We start from the raw sequence: 18,568 nt of genomic DNA, 5'->3' as shown, positions 1-18,568 counted from the left end.
GGTGCGGCAAATGGCCCACACATTACATTATCATAATGATAAATTAACATAGTCTGAACATACGGCGCCTTATGATTGTTTTCTCATCGTTACAAATTCGTCGCGGCGTGCGCGTCTTGCTGGACAATGCCACGGCCACCATTAATCCTGGGCAGAAGGTTGGCCTGGTGGGTAAAAATGGCTGCGGTAAATCTACCCTGCTGGCATTGCTGAAAAATGAAATCAGCGCAGACGCCGGCGGATTTACGTTCCCGGGAAACTGGCAACTCGCATGGGTGAATCAGGAAACGCCAGCGCTACCACAACCTGCGCTGGAATACGTGATTGATGGCGACCGCGAATATCGTCAACTGGAAGCACAGTTAAACGATGCCAACGAACGTAACGATGGGCACGCTATTGCCACCGCCCATGGCAAACTGGATGCCATCGATGCCTGGACCGTGCGCTCACGCGCGGCCAGCCTGCTGCACGGTCTCGGTTTCTCTAACGAGCAGCTAGAGCGCCCGGTCAGCGATTTCTCTGGTGGCTGGCGTATGCGTCTCAATCTGGCCCAGGCGCTGATTTGCCGTTCAGATTTGCTACTGCTTGATGAACCCACCAACCACCTCGATCTCGACGCGGTAATCTGGCTGGAAAGATGGTTGAAAAGCTACCAGGGCACGCTGATATTGATCTCCCATGACCGTGACTTCCTCGATCCGGTGGTGGATAAAATTATTCATATCGAACAGCAAACCATGTTCGAGTACACCGGCAACTACAGCGCGTTTGAAATCCAGCGTGCGACCCGCCTTGCACAACAACAAGCGATGTACGAAAGCCAGCAAGAGCGCGTGGCGCATCTGCAAAGCTATATCGATCGTTTCCGCGCTAAAGCAACGAAAGCGAAGCAGGCACAGAGCCGTATCAAAATGCTGGAACGCATGGAGCTGATTGCCCCAGCGCACGTGGACAACCCGTTCCACTTCAGCTTCCGTGAGCCGGAAAGCCTGCCAAACCCGCTGCTGAAGATGGAAAAAGTGAGTGCTGGCTACGGTGATCGCACAATCCTCGATTCCATCAAACTGAATCTGGTGCCGGGTTCCCGCATTGGCCTGTTAGGCCGCAACGGTGCGGGTAAATCAACGCTGATCAAGCTGCTGGCCGGCGAACTGGCCCCTATCAGTGGCGAAATTGGTCTGGCGAAGGGCATCAAACTGGGTTACTTCGCACAGCATCAACTGGAATTTTTGCGCGCTGATGAATCCCCCATTCAGCACCTGGCACGTATGGCTCCACAAGAGCTCGAACAGAAACTGCGTGATTATCTTGGTGGATTCGGCTTCCAGGGCGATAAAGTCAGCGAAGAAACCCGACGTTTCTCCGGCGGTGAAAAAGCACGTCTGGTGTTGGCACTGATCGTCTGGCAGCGCCCGAACCTGCTGCTGCTTGATGAACCGACCAACCACCTGGATCTGGACATGCGCCAGGCACTGACCGAAGCGCTAATCGATTTCGAAGGTGCACTGGTTGTGGTATCACACGATCGCCACTTGATTCGCTCCACCACCGATGATCTCTACCTGGTACACGACAAAAAAGTCGAGCCGTTTGATGGCGATCTGGAAGATTACCAGCAATGGCTGAGCGACGTGCAAAAACAAGAAAATCAGAGCGACGAACCAGCAAAAGAGAGCGTTAACAGCGCCCAAGCGCGTAAGGACCAGAAACGCCGCGAAGCCGAGCTACGCAGCCTGACACAACCGCTGCGTAAAGAGATTACCCGTCTGGAAAAAGAGATGGAGAAGCTACACGCACAGCTGGCACAGGCTGAAGAGAAGCTCGGTGATAGCGAACTGTACGACCAAAGTCGTAAAGCTGAGCTCACGGCATGCCTGCAACAACAGGCAAGCGCGAAGTCCGGGCTGGAAGAGTGTGAGATGGCCTGGCTGGATGCGCAGGAACAGCTTGAGCAGATGCTGGCCGAGTAGCCCTGATTGCCGGATAAGGCGAAACCGCCATCCGGCGTCGGAGTTGATAATGCCTGATGGCGACGTTCGCGCGTCTTATCAGGCCTATGGTTCGGCCCGTAGTTGCGCTCCAGGCTCGCGTAACCTGCTGACTGACTAGCGACAAAATCACATATTGGCTAACCCGCACGCGCTGTGCGCGGTATAGTTATTCTTTCCGATTATTAATTGCTCTGGTGTTATGGTTGAAATCACATCCACAGAAATGACCCCACCTACCGACGATTCGCGAGAATTCCGCCCGATGCGTGGTATCAGTAACCGTCATCTACAGACGATGCTGCCGCGTTTAATACGCCGTAAGGTGAAGTTCGATGCCCATTGGCAGCGTCTGGAATTACCCGATGGTGACTTTGTCGACCTGGCATGGAGCGAAGATCCACAGCAGGCCAAACATAAGCCGCGCCTGGTGGTTTTTCACGGTCTGGAAGGAAGCCTGAACAGTCCGTACGCGCATGGCCTGATTGAAGCGGCGCAAAAGCGCGGCTGGCTCGGTGTAGTGATGCATTTTCGTGGCTGTAGCGGCGAGCCAAATCGCCTGAATCGTATTTATCACTCTGGTGAAACAGAAGATGGCACCTGGTTTTTAAACTGGCTGGATCGCGAGTTTGGACGCGTTCCAACCGCTGCAGTAGGTTATTCGCTCGGTGGGAATATGCTGGCCTGCCTGCTGGCGAAAGAAGGGAACACGATCCCCATTGATGCGGCAGTTATCGTCTCTGCACCGTTTGTGCTGGAAGCGTGTAGTTATCACATGGAGAAGGGTTTCTCCCGCGTCTACCAGCGCTACCTGCTCAATCTGCTGAAAGCCAACGCCTCACGGAAACTGGAAGCGTATCCGGGGTCGCTGCCAGTGAGCCTCGCGCAATTAAAATCCCTGCGTCGTATTCGCGATTTCGACGATTTGATCACGGCTAAAATCCACGGTTTTGCTGATGCTATAGATTACTATCGTCAGTGCAGCGCCATGCCACTGTTGAATCGGATCGCCAAACCGACGCTGATTATCCACGCCAAAGACGATCCGTTTATGGATAGCCATGTCATCCCACAACCCGAGAATCTGCCCCCACAGGTGGAGTATCAACTCACCGAGCACGGTGGACACGTCGGATTTATTGGTGGCACGTTACGTCGCCCTGAGATGTGGCTGGAATCGCGTATTCCAGACTGGCTGACAACATATCTGGAGGCATCATCATGATGATTCCCTGGCAAGACATCTCCCCGGACGCACTGGATAACCTGATTGAAAGCTTTGTCTTGCGCGAAGGCACCGATTATGGTGAACATGAACGCTCGCTCGAACAAAAAGTCGCCGACGTCAAACGCCAACTACAATCAGGTGAAGCTGTGCTGGTGTGGTCCGAACTGCATGAAACGGTCAACATAATGCCGAGGAAACAGCTTCACGAGTAATCCGCTGCCGACGGCTGACTATAATAAAAAACCAACCTATTTATGGAGTTGTTATGTCTGCCAAACATCCGGTGATTGCGGTAACAGGATCCAGTGGCGCGGGGACCACCACCACCAGCCTCGCGTTTCGTAAAATTTTCGCACAGTTAAATCTGCGTGCCGCCGAGGTGGAAGGTGACAGTTTTCATCGTTATACCCGCCCGGAAATGGATATGGCGATCCGCAAAGCGCGCGACGCCGGACGACACATCAGCTACTTCGGCCCTGAAGCGAATGACTTTGGCCTGCTCGAACAAACCTTCATTGAGTACGGCCAGACGGGAAAAGGACAGTCGCGTAAATATCTGCATACCTATGATGAAGCCGTTCCATGGAACCAGGTTCCGGGCACATTCACCCCATGGCAACCGCTTCCTGAACCGACTGATGTACTGTTCTATGAAGGATTGCACGGCGGCGTCGTTACACCACAACAAAATGTGGCGCGGCATGTCGATCTGCTTGTGGGTGTTGTCCCTATTGTGAACCTGGAGTGGATCCAGAAACTCACCCGCGATACCAGCGAACGCGGGCATTCACGTGAAGCGGTAATGGACTCGGTCGTTCGTTCAATGGACGATTATATCAATTACATTACGCCGCAGTTTTCCCGCACGCATATTAACTTCCAGCGAGTGCCCACCGTCGACACCTCCAACCCCTTTGCGGCAAAGAGTATTCCGTCACTGGATGAGAGCTTTGTAGTGATTCATTTTCGTAATCTGGAAGGCATCGATTATCCCTGGCTGCTGGCTATGCTGCAGGGTTCATTCATTTCCCATATCAATACATTAGTCGTGCCGGGCGGCAAGATGGGGCTGGCGATGGAATTGATCATGCTGCCATTGGTACAGAGGCTGATGGAAGGTAAAAAGATAGAGTGATGTATGGGATGTGCCCGATGGCGCTACGCTTATCGGGCCTACGAGTCGGTATCGTTATGTAGGCCGGATAAGGCTACGCCGCCATCCGGCATCATATGTTAAGCAGCAATCACTTCGTAGGAATGGGTGATATTCACCGCTTTTTCCAGCATCAACGCCACGGAGCAATATTTCTCAGCAGAAAGATCAACCGCCCGAGACACAGACGCATCTTTCAGGTCGCGACCCGTCACGATGAAATGCAGATTGATGTGGGTAAACAGACGCGGTGCTTCTTCACGGCGCTCAGAGGTGAGCTTCACTTCGCAGTTGGTGACATCCTGGCGTCCCTTTTGCAGAATGGACACGACATCAATGGCGCTACACCCCCCTGCCGCCATTAATACCATCTCCATCGGGCTCGGCGCTTTATCACCAGAGTTACCGTCCATCAAAATTTGGTGGCCTGAGGCGGACTCACCGAGGAAGGTTAACCCCTCAACCCACTTTACACGCGCTTGCATATTTCGTAACTCCAATGTTTCAATTTTCCTGACAGATTACGCGTACATAACAATTCTCGCAATGGAAGGCGACCTGCGTCATGCTGAAGCGAGACACCAGGAGACACACGGCGAAAGCTATGCTAAAACAGTCGGGATGCTACAGTAATACATTGACGTACTGCATGTATGCAGAGGACATCACATTACAGGCTGCAATCTATTTTTAGCAGCCCCCTTCCCAGGTAGCGGGAAGCACATTTTTGCAACCCCAGAGACAGCGTCGTGTTCTGGCTCTGGAGACAGCTTATAACAGAGGATAACCGCGCATGGTGCTTGGCAAACCGCAAACAGACCCGACTCTCGAATGGTTCTTGTCTCATTGCCATATTCATAAGTACCCATCGAAGAGCACGCTGATTCACCAGGGTGAAAAAGCGGAAACGTTGTATTACATCGTTAAAGGCTCAGTGGCAGTGCTGATCAAAGATGAAGAAGGGAAAGAAATGATCCTCTCTTATCTGAATCAGGGCGATTTTATTGGTGAATTAGGCCTCTTCGAAGAAGGCCAGGAACGTAGCGCCTGGGTACGTGCCAAAACCGCATGTGAAGTCGCTGAAATTTCCTACAAAAAATTTCGCCAATTAATCCAGGTCAACCCAGATATTCTGATGCGTCTGTCTTCTCAGATGGCTCGTCGTCTGCAGGTAACGTCTGAAAAAGTGGGCAACCTTGCCTTCCTCGACGTAACCGGTCGTATCGCCCAGACCCTGCTGAATCTGGCGAAACAGCCTGACGCGATGACCCACCCGGATGGCATGCAGATTAAAATCACCCGTCAGGAAATTGGCCAGATCGTTGGCTGTTCCCGTGAAACCGTTGGTCGTATCCTGAAGATGCTGGAAGATCAGAACCTGATCTCCGCACATGGTAAGACCATCGTCGTCTACGGCACGCGTTAATCCCATCGACATGGCGTGTTACGTAGTAATGCGCCATTTTTGTTTGCTCCGATGTGGCGAAGACTGATTTATCACCCCGAGATCAACTACGCACTACGACAGACGCTGGTGCTATGTTTACCTGTGGCTGTCGGTCTTATCATTGGTCAGCTTCATCTGGGACTGTTGTTCTCCCTCGTCCCTGCCTGTTGCAATATTGCGGGTCTTGATACCCCACATAAGCGCTTTTTCAAACGCTTAGTGATTGGCGCGTCGCTGTTTGCCGGCTGCAGCCTGATAATGCAGTTACTGCTGGCACAGACTATACCGCTGCCGCTGATCCTCACCGGCCTGACGCTGATTCTCGGTGTGACTGCTGAGCTAAGCCCGTTGCATGCACGACTTCTGCCCGCCTCACTGATCGCGGCGATTTTCACACTGAGTCTGGCCGGGAACATGCCCGTCTGGGAGCCATTGCTGATCTACGCGCTGGGGACAGTATGGTACGGCCTGTTTAACTGGTTCTGGTTCTGGATGTGGCGTGAACAACCGCTGCGCGAATCACTCAGTTTGTTGTACCGCGAATTAGCCGATTACTGTGAGGCCAAATACAGCATGTTGACCCAGCATGCCGATCCCGAAAAAGCGCTACCGCCCCTGCTGGTCCGTCAACAGAAAGCCGTGGATCTGATTACCCAGTGCTACCAGCAAATGCACATGCTGTCGGCACATCACAATAATGAATACAAACGCTTGCTACGTGTTTTCCAGGAAGCGCTGGATTTACAGGAGCATATTTCCGTCAGCCTGCATCAACCCGAAGAAGTGCAGAAACTGGTTGAACGTAGTCATGCTGAACAGGTGATTCGCTGGAATGCTCGCACCGTTGCGGAACGTCTACGCGTACTGGCCGATGACATTTTGTATCACCGCTTGCCGACGCGTTTTTCGATGGAAAAGCAGATCGGCACCCTGGAGAAGATTGCCCGGCAGCACCCGGATAATCCGGTGGGACAATTTTGCTACTGGCATTTCAGCCGCATTGCCCGCGTGCTGCGTACCCAACGCCCACTGTATGCCCGGGATTTGATGGCTGATAAACAGCGTCGATTACCGTTAATTCCTGCACTGAAAAACTATTTGTCGTTGAAATCTCCGGCGCTGCGTAACGCCGGACGCATCAGCGTCATGTTGAGTATTGCAAGCCTAATGGGTAGCGCTTTACACCTGCCAAAACCTTACTGGATCCTGATGACGATACTGTTCGTCACGCAAAATGGCTACGGCGCAACCCGGGTGCGTATTTTACACCGCTCGGTGGGCACGCTTGTCGGACTGGTCATTGCCGGCGTCACGTTGCACTTTCATATTCCTGAGGGCTTTACGCTGGCAGCTATGCTGCTGATAACCCTGGTGAGCTATCTGATCATCCGTAAAAACTACGGCTGGGCCACCGTGGGCTTTACGGTCACAGCGGTATATACCCTACAGTTACTCACGTTGAACGGGGAACAGTTTATCGTGCCCCGGTTTGTCGACACCGTGATCGGCTGTTTGATCGCCTTTGGCGGTACGCTCTGGCTGTGGCCGCAATGGCAGAGTGGTTTACTACGTAAGAACGCTCACGATGCACTAGGAGCAGATCAAGAAGCCATCCGTCTCATCCTCAGCAACGATCCGCAGGCCACGCCGTTGGCGTATCAGCGCATGCGGGTCAATCAGGCGCAAAACACGCTGTTTAACTCATTAAACCAGGCCATGCAGGAACCTGGGTTTAACTCGCACTATCTGGCAGATATGAAACTGTGGGTTACACACAGCCAGTTCATCGTCGAGCACATCAATGCAATGACTACCCTGGCAAGGGAGCACACGATGTTGACGCCGGATCTGGCGCAGCGATATCTGGAATCCTGCGAAATTGCACTCCAGCGCTGTCAACAGCGGCTGGAATATGACGGACCGGGAAGTTCTGGTGATGTGAATATTCTCGAATCACCAGAGATGCTCTCACACGGCCCATTAAGTACGCTTGAGCAGCATCTACAACGAATACTGGGGCACCTTAACACCATGCACACCATCTCTTCTGTTGCCTGGCGCCAGCGACCGCACCACGGTATCTGGCTTAGCAGGCGGTTGCGGGATATGAAAGGTTAAGATATTTGCCGGAGGGCGGCGTAAACGCTTTATCCGGCCCACCGAGTAAGGTGTGATTCGTAGGCCGGATAAGCGTAGCGCATCCGGCAATCAACCAATCAGCCCACCACCTTCGCTACCGCCTGCGCGAAGCGCTGCATCCCTTCATCGATATCCGCCTGCTCTACCACCAGCGACGGTGCAAAACGCATCACGTCTGGCCCGGCGTTTAGCACCATCACCCCTTCGTGCGCAGCAGCGTAGAGGAAATCACGCGCCCGGCCTTTAAACTGCGGCTTCAACTCAGCGCCAATCAACAGTCCCATGCCGCGAATATCACTGAAAATGTCAAACTGCTGATCAATTTTCTGCAAATGCTGCACAAAGGCATGGCGTTTGGCCTGAATACCTTCCAGCACTTCCGGGGTGTTGATGATATCGAACGCCGCTCCCGCAACCGCGCAGGCCAGCGGGTTACCGCCGTAAGTCGAACCGTGCGAGCCAACATGGAACGCGGAGGCTATCTCCAGCGTCGTCAGTACCGCGCTCACCGGGAATCCACCGCCAAGCGCTTTAGCACTGGTCAGGATATCCGGCGTCACGCCGTAGTGCATATACGCAAACAGGTCACCGGTACGCCCCATCCCACACTGCACTTCATCAAACACCAGCAGCGCCTGATGTTGATCACACAGTTCGCGCAGCCCCTGCAGGAATTCTGACGTGGCAGCGGTAACCCCTCCCTCACCCTGAATAGGCTCAACCACCACCGCACAGGTATGATCATCCATCACCGCTTTTACGGCATGCAGATCGTTAAACGGTACATGGATGATATCCGCGGGCTTTGGTCCAAAGCCGTCGGAATATTTCGGTTGCCCACCGACAGAGACGGTAAACAGCGAACGACCGTGAAACGCATTATGGAAGGCGATGATTTTAGTTTTGAATGGGCTATGGCGCACACAAGCGTAATGGCGCGCCAGCTTAAAGGCGGTTTCGTTAGCTTCGGTGCCGGAGTTCATGAACAGCACGCGTTCAGCAAAGGTCGCATCGATGATTTTACGGCCTAAGCGCAACGCCGGTTCGTTGGTGAAAACGTTACTGGTGTGCCACAGAGTTTCGCCCTGGGTTTTTAATGCCTCGACCAGTGCCGGATGGCAATGCCCTAACGCGGTCACTGCAATGCCGCCCGCGAAATCAACGTACTCTTTGCCCTGCTGATCCCAGACTCGACTCCCTTTTCCTTTTACCGGGATAAACTCTGCCGGTGCATAAATCGGCAGAATTACTTCATCGAATGTCGCGCGCGTAATTGCAGTTTGTTCAGTTGCCATGTCATTACCACCCTGTTAAGCAGAAATGCTAGTGAAATTATAATCACAAAATATGAATAAAAAATCACTGAATAGCAACCATAAATCACCGGTTAAGGAAATTAGCCAGCAACTGATGCCCCTGATCGCTGAGGATGCTCTCCGGGTGAAATTGCACCCCTTCCACATCCCAATCCCGATGACGAATGCCCATAATCTCCTGCGTTTCACTCCACGCTGTCACTTCAAAGCACTCAGGCAACGTCTCAGGTGCGACCACCAACGAATGGTAGCGCGTCACCGTTAGCGGGTTTGCCAATCCCTGAAAAACACCTTGCCCGGTATGCGTAATGGGTGAAGTCTTACCGTGCATCACTTTCGCCGCCCGCACGACGGTCGCGCCAAAGGCTTGTGCCATCGCCTGATGGCCCAGACAAACGCCCAGCATAGGGATCTTACCCGCATAATGACGAATGACATCCAGCGAGATGCCCGCATCATCCGGCGTACAGGGGCCTGGGGAAATGATGATTTTCTGCGGATTCAGCGCATCAATTTGCGCCAGCGTCAGCGCGTCGTTGCGTCTGACAATGACATCTGCGCCCAGTTCGCAGAAGTATTGATACAGGTTCCAGGTAAAAGAATCGTAGTTATCGATAAGCAGGATCATGGCGGCTCCGGTACAGAAGAACCGCGCTATTCTACTCAGTTTCCAGGGCTTCGCTTACCACTTTACGAAATATCGCCTGCAGGGCGGTCAGGTCGCCCATGGCACCGCTTTGATTTGCCTGGTTCCACTCCTCAACCTGGATGCCCTCCCAGTTGAGTATATACCCGGCATGAATCGCCAACTGTTCGAAGAAAATACGCTGCGCCAGACCACTGCCGATGCGAAACGGGTGCAGCACGTTAATTTCACAGTAGTAGTGTGCGAGTCGCTCCACAAACTTTTCTTCCGACAGTCCCACCAGCCAGGACTCTTCTTCCAGATCCTGCATCAGCACGTTGCCCTCTTTCTCTATCCAGGCAAAATGGCAGAAAGGTGTGTCGCCCTGATAAATATCTACTTCGCGTAGCTTGCCAGCCCAATCGAAAATATCCTGATAAAGTTGGCGATGAATAGCACACAGGTAGGGTAAACCACGAACTAACGGCCCCAGTTCAATTGTGGCAGCACGCAGTGCCGTCAATTCATAAGCTGCCTGCGCCAGACGCTGCGCCTGATGAACCCCCAGCCGGTTACGCATGACGTTCAAACCAGGATACAAATAGGGGTCACGTCCATCACCGAATTTATCGCTCATAGTGCCTCCGCAATTCTTCAAGACGCGCCAGGGCGTCTTCAGCGCTCAGAGTAACCCGTGGAATATCCACGCCTTCCAGTCGCCGGCTTGCCTGGAAATTGGCATTTCGCAGTTGCGCCCAGAGCCTGGACTTTTGTTTATCGGTGAGTTTTTTCACGTGACCTCCCTGAATGAGCCGACACTTGCCACAAGTATAAGCAGCAATTTCGGGTTACGCAGAGAAGGGGGAGAACGCGGGCAGGGACTACCCGCGCAAAATAGGCTTACGGCAGGACTTTAGCGGAAAGGATAACAATCGGTTTTGACGGAACATTCTGGTAAGGACCGACATCGTGGGTCTGTACCTGCGCAATCTTGTCCGCAACATCCATACCTTTCACAACTTTACCGAACACGGCGTAACCAAAGTCACGCTGGCCATGATCGAGGAATGCATTGTCCGCAATGTTGATAAAAAACTGGCTGGTCGCACTGTCTTTATCCGCAGTACGCGCCATAGCGATCGTGCCTCGGGTGTTACGCAGCCCGTTATCCGCTTCATTCTTGATTGGCGGGTTAGGTTTTTTCTGCTGCATCTGCTCGTTAAACCCACCACCCTGCACCATAAATCCCGGGATCACACGGTGGAACGTGGTGTTGTTATAGAAACCGCTGTTGACATAATCGACAAAGTTTTGCACTGAAACCGGGGCTTTCTGGCTGTTCAGTTCCAGTTCAATGTTACCGGCAGAGGTTGTCAGCAGAACGTGCGGATCCCCTTTCGCTGCCAGCGCTGCGGGAGAGATAGCAGAAAGAGCGAAAACAGCTGCAACAGCCGCCAGAGTCGATTTGAGCATGAGATTTCCTTAAACGAGAGCAGAAACTAAAGCAAGTGGATTGATTCTAAAGAGCCTTCATGAACAAGGCCATCCCTTTACCTAATTTTACGTACTTGAAACAAATGTAACCTCATAGCCGTAAATACCAATGTGATCACGATCACATACAAAAATGTAACAGGCTCAGTAATTACCAAAAAATATTTAAATACATCACTAAAACGCCTAAAATCTGCCCGCTCACGGCGCCGTTAATGCGCCTTACACTTCTATACAGGCCAGTCATGACTAACAGCAATCGCATTAAGCTCACATGGATTAGCTTTCTCTCCTACGCCCTGACAGGTGCGTTGGTAATTGTCACCGGGATGGTGATGGGAAACATCGCGGATTATTTCCATTTGCCCGTTTCCAGCATGAGTAACACCTTCACCTTTCTGAACGCAGGTATCCTGATCTCTATTTTTCTGAATGCCTGGCTGATGGAAATCGTGCCGCTGAAAACGCAATTGCGTTTTGGCTTCATCCTGATGGTATTGGCAATCGCCGGGCTGATGCTCAGCCATAGCCTGGCGTTGTTCTCTGCGGCAATGTTTGTGCTGGGACTGGTGAGTGGTATCACCATGTCGATTGGTACGTTCCTGGTGACCCAGATGTATGAAGGTCGCCAGCGTGGCTCCCGCCTGCTGTTTACCGACTCCTTCTTCAGCATGGCGGGCATGATTTTCCCCATGGTTGCGGCCTTTCTGCTCGCGCGCAGCATTGAATGGTACTGGGTCTATGCTTGTATCGGCCTGGTGTATGTCGCCATTTTCCTGCTGACCTTCGGCTGCGAATTCCCGGCGCTGGGCAAACATGCACAACAGTCAGACGCACCGGTCGTGAAAGAAAAATGGGGCATTGGCGTGCTGTTCCTGGCGATTGCGGCGCTGTGTTACATCCTCGGTCAGCTTGGTTTTATCTCCTGGGTTCCGGAATACGCCAAGAGCCTGGGCATGAGCCTGAACGATGCCGGTAAACTGGTTAGTGACTTCTGGATGTCTTACATGGTCGGCATGTGGGCGTTTAGCTTTATTCTGCGTTTCTTCGATTTGCAGCGTATTCTGACCGTACTGGCGGGACTGGCCACCGTGCTGATGTATCTGTTCATCACCGGTACGCCAGAGCATATGCCGTGGTTCATTCTGACGCTGGGCTTCTTCTCCAGCGCGATTTATACCACCATTATTACCCTTGGTTCTCAGCAGACCAAAGTTGCCTCACCTAAACTGGTTAACTTTGTGCTGACCTGCGGCACCATTGGTACCATGCTCACCTTCGTCGTCACCGGTCCTATCGTGGCGCACAGTGGCCCATTAGCCGCATTACAGACTGCGAACGGACTGTATGCCGTGGTGTTCGTGATGTGCTTTATCCTTGGGTTCGTCACGCGTCATCGCCTGCATAACGCGCCAGCAACGCATTAATCTCAGTGCCGGAGGGCGCTTCGCTTGCCCGGCCTACACACTGCCGGATGGTGTCTGCGCCATCCGGCCTATTCTCATACCCTCTTCTTTCGCTGGCGATGTCGGCCCAAACACACTAAAACCCCTTAATTTGTATGCTAATTGTACAAATATGAAAAGCCTGTCAATTCCGTCACTTATAAAAATGCTGACAAATCAGCTATATACCCCTTAAGGAGTATATAAGGCCGAATTTGATTTGTATCAATAAGCGCGGTTGCTGAATCGTTAAGGTAGGCAGTAATAGAAAAGAAATCGAGGCAAAAATGAGCAAAGTCAGACTCGCTATTATCGGTAATGGTATGGTCGGCCATCGCTTTATTGAGGATCTTCTTGATAAATCCGACGCTGCCAATTTTGATATTACCGTCTTCTGTGAAGAACCCCGCAAAGCGTACGACCGCGTACACCTGTCATCCTACTTCTCTCACCACACCGCTGAAGAGCTTTCTCTGGTGCGTGAAGGGTTCTATGAGAAGCATGGCGTTAAGGTGTTAGTCGGTGAACGTGCAATTACCATCAACCGCCAGGAGAAGGTAATCCACTCCAGCGCGGGCCGTACGGTCTATTACGACAAGCTGATCATGGCGACCGGCTCCTATCCGTGGATCCCACCGATTAAAGGTTCCGAAACCCAGGACTGCTTCGTTTACCGTACCATCGAAGATCTCAACGCCATTGAGGCTTGCGCCCGCCGTAGCAAACGCGGTGCCGTCGTCGGTGGTGGCCTGTTAGGTCTGGAAGCCGCCGGAGCGCTGAAAAGCCTGGGCGTGGAAACCCACGTGATTGAATTCGCCCCCATGCTGATGGCTGAACAGCTGGATCATATGGGTGGCGAGCAGTTACGTCGCAAAATTGAAAGCATGGGCGTGCGGGTGCACACCAGCAAGAACACCAAAGAGATCGTCCAGGAAGGCACCGAAGCGCGCAAAACCATGCGTTTTGCCGACGGCAGCGAGCTGGAAGTTGATTTCATCGTCTTCTCCACCGGTATTCGCCCACGCGACAAACTGGCAACCCAGTGCGGTCTGGACGTCGCTCCGCGCGGCGGCATTGTCATTAACGACAGCTGCCAGACATCTGACCCGGATATCTATGCGATTGGCGAATGCGCCAGCTGGAACAACCGCGTATATGGTCTGGTCGCGCCGGGTTACAAAATGGCCCAGGTCGCCGTGGATCATATCCTCGAAACTGAAAACGCTTTCGAAGGTGCGGATCTCAGCGCCAAACTGAAGTTGCTCGGCGTAGATGTTGGCGGAATTGGCGACGCGCACGCGCGCACACCGGGTGCCCGTAGCTATGTCTACCTCGATGAAAGCAAAGAAGTCTACAAACGCCTCATCGTGAGTGAAGATAACAAAACCCTGTTGGGTGCGGTTCTGGTCGGTGATACCAGCGATTACGGCAACCTGCTACAGCTGGTGCTGAACGCCATCGAGCTGCCGGAAAACCCGGACTCGCTGATTCTGCCAGCGCACGCAGGCAGCGGTAAACCATCAATCGGCGTGGATAAACTCCCGGACAGCGCGCAGATTTGTTCCTGCTTCGACGTCACTAAAGGCATGCTGATTGCCGCTATCAACAAAGGTTGCCACACCGTTGCGGCGCTCAAAGCCGAAACCAAAGCCGGTACTGGCTGCGGCGGTTGTATCCCGCTGGTAACGCAGGTCCTGAACGCCGAAATGGCGAAGCAGGGTATCGAAGTGAATAACAACCTGTGTGAACACTTCCCGTATTCACGTCAGGAACTGTTCCACCTGATCCGCGTAGAAGGCATTAAAACCTTCGAAGAATTGCTGGCTAAACACGGTAAAGGTTACGGCTGCGAAGTGTGTAAACCCACCGTCGGCTCCCTGCTGGCCTCCTGCTGGAATGAATACATTCTTAAACCACAGCATACCCCGCTGCAGGACACTAACGACAACTTCCTGGCGAACATCCAGAAAGACGGCACCTATTCCGTGATCCCGCGTTCTGCAGGGGGAGAAATTACACCAGAAGGCCTGGTGGCCGTAGGCCGTATCGCCCGTGAGTTTAACCTGTACACCAAGATCACCGGCTCCCAGCGTATTGGGCTGTTCGGCGCACAAAAAGATGATCTGCCGGAAATCTGGCGTCAGTTGATTGAAGCCGGTTTCGAAACGGGTCATGCATACGCCAAAGCGCTACGTATGGCGAAAACCTGTGTAGGCAGCACCTGGTGCCGTTATGGTGTTGGCGATAGCGTTGGCTTCGGCGTCGAGCTGGAAAACCGCTACAAGGGCATTCGTACACCGCACAAGATGAAGTTTGGTGTTTCTGGCTGTACCCGCGAATGTGCGGAAGCCCAGGGTAAAGACGTCGGTATCATCGCCACCGAGAAAGGCTGGAACCTGTACGTTTGTGGTAACGGCGGGATGAAACCTCGTCATGCAGACCTGCTGGCGGCCGATGTCGATCGTGAAACGCTGCTCAAGTATCTTGACCGCTTTATGATGTTCTATATCCGTACTGCGGACAAACTGACCCGTACTGCACCGTGGTTAGATAACCTGGAAGGCGGTATCGAGTATCTGAAGTCCGTCATCATCGACGACAAACTGGGCCTGAACCAGCATCTGGAAGAAGAGATGGCCCGTCTGCGTGAAGCGGTAGTGTGTGAGTGGACAGAAACGGTCAACACGCCGTCCGCGCAGGTTCGTTTCAAACACTTTATCAACAGCGATAAACGCGATCCGAATGTTCAGGTTGTCCCTGAGCGCGAACAACATCGTCCGGCTACGCCTTATGAGCGTATTCCGGTGACTCTGGTGGAGGAAAACGCATGAGCCAGTGGAAAAACATCTGCAAAATCGATGACATTCTGCCTGCGACAGGCGTCTGCGCCCTGTTAGGTACTGAGCAGGTTGCTATTTTTCGCCCGTATCACAGTGATCAGGTGTTTGCGATCAGCAATATCGACCCATTCTTTGAGTCCAGCGTACTGTCGCGTGGGTTGATTGCTGAACATCAGGGTGAGCTGTGGGTCGCCAGTCCGCTCAAAAAACAGCGTTTTCGCTTAAGCGACGGTCTGTGCATGGAAGACGAACAGTTTTCCGTGAAGCATTACGAAGCCCGAGTGAAAGACGGCATGGTGCAACTGCGCGGTTAACTTATTTTTGGGAGGCGCAACGCCTCCCTTTTTTGACGTATTTGTAGGTCTTTTATTGGTAGGCCTGATAAGGCATTTATGCCGCTATCAGGCCTACGGTTACGATTTCTTTTTATTTTTGTACTTCAAGGATAATCAACACATGTTCACAGACACTATTAATAAGTGTGCGGCTAACGCTGCGCGCATCGCACGCCTGTCGGCAAATAATCCACTCGGATTCTGGGTCAGCTCAGCAATGGCAGGGGCCTACGTTGGGCTCGGCATCATTCTTATTTTTACTCTCGGTAATTTACTCGATCCGTCCGTACGTCCTTTGGTAATGGGTGCAACCTTTGGTATTGCCTTAACGCTGGTGATTATCGCCGGTTCAGAACTGTTCACCGGTCACACGATGTTTCTCACGCTCGGCGTTAAAGCGGGCACCATCAGCCACGGTCAAATGTGGGCGATTCTGCCACAAACCTGGCTCGGCAACCTCGTGGGCTCTGTGTTTGTCGCTCTGTTATACAGTTGGGGCGGTGGCAGTCTGTTGCCGGTCGATACCAGCATCGTGCATACGGTCGCGCTGGCGAAAACCACCGCACCTGCAACAGTACTGTTCTTTAAAGGCGCCCTGTGTAACTGGTTGGTTTGCCTGGCAATCTGGATGGCAATCCGCACCGAAGGCGCGGCGAAGTTCCTTGCCATCTGGTGGTGTCTGCTGGCGTTTATCGCGTCCGGCTATGAACACTCCGTAGCCAATATGACGCTGTTTGCCCTTTCCTGGTTCGGCCATCACAGCGAGGCCTATACCCTGTCCGGAATTGGTCATAACCTTCTGTGGGTGACACTAGGTAATACTTTGTCCGGTGTCGTATTCATGGGATTGGGTTATTGGTATGCTACGCCAAAATCGGAGCGTCCGGCTCCGGCAAAAATCAATCAGCCAGAGGCTGCTGCCAATAATTAAGGGGTAATGTCGTGGATCATTTGCCTATATTTTGTCAACTACGTGACCGCGACTGCTTGATCGTCGGCGGTGGTGATGTCGCAGAACGCAAAGCGCGGTTACTGCTGGAAGCTGGCGCCCGTTTAACAGTCAATGCACTGGCGTTTATTCCGCAGTTCACCGTATGGGCAAATGAAGGCATGCTGACGCTGGTTGAGGGGCCATTCGATGAAGCCCTGCTCGACTCTTGCTGGCTGGCTATCGCCGCTACTGATGACGATGCCGTTAACCTTAGCGTCAGCAACGCCGCAGAGACACGCCGTATTTTCTGTAACGTGGTCGATGCGCCAAAAGCGGCCAGTTTCATCATGCCCTCAATTATCGACCGCTCTCCGCTGATGGTGGCGGTCTCCTCAGGCGGTACATCCCCTGTTCTTGCCCGCCTGCTGCGTGAAAGGCTCGAATCCGTGTTGCCGCAGCATCTGGGCCAGGTCGCACAATATGCCGGGCAACTGCGCTCCCGCGTGAAAAAGCAGTTTGCCAGCATGGGTGAACGTCGCCGCTTCTGGGAAAAATTGTTTGTTAATGACCGCCTGGCGCAGTCGCTGGCGAACAACGATCAGCAAGCTGTAGAGGAAACCACTGAGCAGTTGCTCAGCGAACCGCTGGATCACCGGGGTGAAGTGGTATTGGTCGGTGCCGGTCCTGGTGATGCCGGGCTGCTAACTCTGAAAGGGCTACAGCAGATCCAGCAAGCTGATGTTGTGGTGTATGACCGTCTGGTTTCCGACGATATCATGAACCTCGTGCGTCGCGACGCAGACCGTGTGTTCGTAGGCAAACGTGCGGGTTATCACTGCGTACCGCAGGAAGAGATCAACCAGATCCTGCTGCGTGAAGCGCAACAAGGTAAACGCGTAGTGCGACTGAAAGGCGGTGACCCATTCATCTTTGGACGCGGTGGTGAAGAGCTGGAAACCCTGTGTCATGCCGGTATTCCATTCTCTGTCGTGCCAGGCATTACCGCGGCTTCTGGTTGTTCTGCTTACTCCGGTATCCCACTGACCCATCGCGATTATGCGCAGAGCGTTCGTCTGGTTACCGGACACCTGAAAACAGGCGGTGAACTGGACTGGGAAAACCTGGCGGCAGAGAAACAAACGTTGGTGTTCTACATGGGATTGAATCAGGCGGCGACGATTCAGGAAAAACTCATCGAGTTTGGAATGCAAGCCGATATGCCGGTTGCCCTGGTCGAGAATGGTACCGCTGTAACACAGCGCGTCGTCAGCGGTGTGCTGACACAGCTCGGTGAACTGGCAAAACAGGTTGAAAGCCCGGCGCTGATTATCGTGGGCCGTGTTGTGGGATTACGCGATAAGCTGAACTGGTTCTCTAACCATTGATTCCCAACAACTCAGCGAAATAACCAACCGCATACCGTTCTGAAATCGTTCCGCTAATTAACACAAACGGCAGTCCTGGAATCTCTTTCCTGACTGCCGTTTTTATTTCCCACCTGTTTTTTAAAGCATATTTCCTTGTCTTTGGGTAGTCCTTATCTGGACTACCTCCCTGTTCCATTACTTGATATTTTCACCGGCGGAAAATGGATTTTTTCCATTTTTTTCATATATATAAATAG

At 52.8% G+C, this 18,568-nt stretch carries 16 protein-coding genes and 1 pseudogene; 11 read left to right on the top strand and 6 right to left on the bottom strand.

Annotated features, from left to right (window positions below; genetic code table 11):
* Positions 1–71: 71 nt before the first annotated feature.
* The 4 genes and pseudogenes from NNN64_RS18375 to NNN64_RS18360 all read left to right on the top strand — a co-directional run bounded on the left by NNN64_RS18375 (position 72) and on the right by NNN64_RS18360 (position 4,354).
* On the top strand, positions 72–1,973 hold the full coding sequence (locus NNN64_RS18375) for an ABC transporter ATP-binding protein (protein ID WP_271442314.1): 1,902 nt from the start codon (positions 72–74) through the stop codon (positions 1,971–1,973).
* Between the two features lie 174 nt (positions 1,974–2,147).
* Positions 2,148–3,216 (top strand): annotated as a pseudogene (locus NNN64_RS18370) (hydrolase).
* Positions 3,213–3,431 carry a YheU family protein gene (locus NNN64_RS18365; protein ID WP_202037580.1) on the top strand — a complete coding sequence of 73 codons (219 nt, stop codon included), beginning with the start codon at positions 3,213–3,215 and terminating at the stop codon, positions 3,429–3,431. The pseudogene NNN64_RS18370 and the gene NNN64_RS18365 overlap by 4 nt, the downstream one beginning before the upstream one ends.
* Positions 3,432–3,484: 53 nt before the next feature.
* Complete coding sequence (locus NNN64_RS18360; protein WP_008786301.1) at positions 3,485–4,354, top strand: phosphoribulokinase; 870 nt, start codon at positions 3,485–3,487, stop codon at positions 4,352–4,354.
* 98 nt (positions 4,355–4,452) lie between these two features.
* Here the strand turns inward: NNN64_RS18360 and NNN64_RS18355 are convergent, their stop codons facing one another.
* A complete protein-coding gene (locus tag NNN64_RS18355) occupies positions 4,453–4,857 on the bottom strand; it encodes an OsmC family protein (RefSeq protein WP_202037578.1) in 405 nt (134 codons plus the stop codon).
* A 308-nt stretch (positions 4,858–5,165) separates the two neighbouring features.
* On the opposite strand from NNN64_RS18355, the gene crp reads away from it, so the two are divergent.
* Both crp and NNN64_RS18345 read left to right on the top strand, forming a co-directional pair.
* Positions 5,166–5,798 carry a cAMP-activated global transcriptional regulator CRP gene (gene crp / locus NNN64_RS18350; protein WP_000242758.1) on the top strand — a complete coding sequence of 211 codons (633 nt, stop codon included), beginning with the start codon at positions 5,166–5,168 and terminating at the stop codon, positions 5,796–5,798.
* A 51-nt stretch (positions 5,799–5,849) separates the two neighbouring features.
* On the top strand, positions 5,850–7,937 hold the full coding sequence (locus tag NNN64_RS18345; RefSeq protein ID WP_271442322.1) for a YccS/YhfK family putative transporter: 2,088 nt from the start codon (positions 5,850–5,852) through the stop codon (positions 7,935–7,937).
* A gap of 98 nt (positions 7,938–8,035) precedes the next feature.
* Here the strand turns inward: NNN64_RS18345 and argD are convergent, their stop codons facing one another.
* The 5 genes from argD to ppiA form a co-directional block, all read right to left on the bottom strand.
* The gene (gene argD, locus NNN64_RS18340) at positions 8,036–9,253 is read right to left on the bottom strand and encodes a bifunctional acetylornithine/succinyldiaminopimelate transaminase (protein ID WP_271442312.1); all 1,218 of its coding nucleotides are present in this window, start codon (positions 9,251–9,253) and stop codon (positions 8,036–8,038) included.
* 85 nt (positions 9,254–9,338) lie between these two features.
* Positions 9,339–9,902, bottom strand: coding sequence for an aminodeoxychorismate synthase component 2 (gene pabA / locus NNN64_RS18335; protein ID WP_271442311.1), 564 nt, complete (start codon positions 9,900–9,902; stop codon positions 9,339–9,341).
* Positions 9,903–9,933: 31 nt separating this feature from the next.
* Positions 9,934–10,536, bottom strand: a complete 603-nt coding sequence (locus tag NNN64_RS18330) for a putative adenosine monophosphate-protein transferase Fic (protein WP_271442310.1) — start codon at positions 10,534–10,536, stop codon at positions 9,934–9,936.
* Positions 10,526–10,693 (bottom strand): YhfG family protein, encoded by a 168-nt coding sequence (locus tag NNN64_RS18325; protein WP_137381140.1) that lies wholly within the window; start codon positions 10,691–10,693, stop codon positions 10,526–10,528. The genes NNN64_RS18330 and NNN64_RS18325 overlap by 11 nt, the downstream gene beginning before the upstream one ends.
* A 106-nt stretch (positions 10,694–10,799) precedes the next feature.
* Complete coding sequence (gene ppiA, locus NNN64_RS18320; protein ID WP_137381141.1) at positions 10,800–11,372, bottom strand: peptidylprolyl isomerase A; 573 nt, start codon at positions 11,370–11,372, stop codon at positions 10,800–10,802.
* A 266-nt stretch (positions 11,373–11,638) separates the two neighbouring features.
* Here ppiA and tsgA point away from each other — a divergent pair, with 266 nt between their 5' ends.
* The 5 genes from tsgA to cysG all read left to right on the top strand — a co-directional run bounded on the left by tsgA (position 11,639) and on the right by cysG (position 18,329).
* A complete protein-coding gene (gene tsgA / locus NNN64_RS18315) occupies positions 11,639–12,820 on the top strand; it encodes an MFS transporter TsgA (protein ID WP_271442309.1) in 1,182 nt (393 codons plus the stop codon).
* Between the two features lie 305 nt (positions 12,821–13,125).
* The gene (nirB, locus tag NNN64_RS18310; protein ID WP_271442308.1) at positions 13,126–15,669 is read left to right on the top strand and encodes an NADPH-nitrite reductase large subunit; all 2,544 of its coding nucleotides are present in this window, start codon (positions 13,126–13,128) and stop codon (positions 15,667–15,669) included.
* Entirely contained in the window at positions 15,666–15,992 is a 327-nt protein-coding gene (gene nirD, locus NNN64_RS18305; RefSeq protein ID WP_045448391.1) for a nitrite reductase small subunit NirD, read from the top strand. Before nirB ends, nirD begins: the two co-directional genes overlap by 4 nt.
* A 142-nt stretch (positions 15,993–16,134) precedes the next feature.
* On the top strand, positions 16,135–16,944 hold the full coding sequence (nirC, locus tag NNN64_RS18300; RefSeq protein ID WP_005121658.1) for a nitrite transporter NirC: 810 nt from the start codon (positions 16,135–16,137) through the stop codon (positions 16,942–16,944).
* 11 nt (positions 16,945–16,955) lie between these two features.
* Positions 16,956–18,329 carry a siroheme synthase CysG gene (gene cysG, locus NNN64_RS18295; RefSeq protein ID WP_048213540.1) on the top strand — a complete coding sequence of 458 codons (1,374 nt, stop codon included), beginning with the start codon at positions 16,956–16,958 and terminating at the stop codon, positions 18,327–18,329.
* The last annotated feature ends 239 nt before the right edge of the window (positions 18,330–18,568 follow it).

The organism is Citrobacter sp. Igbk 14, from assembly GCF_028069825.1.
Lineage (GTDB): Bacteria > Pseudomonadota > Gammaproteobacteria > Enterobacterales > Enterobacteriaceae > Citrobacter.
The sequence above is the reverse complement of the archived record's forward strand: the minus strand, read 5'-3'. Positions and strand labels throughout refer to the sequence as shown.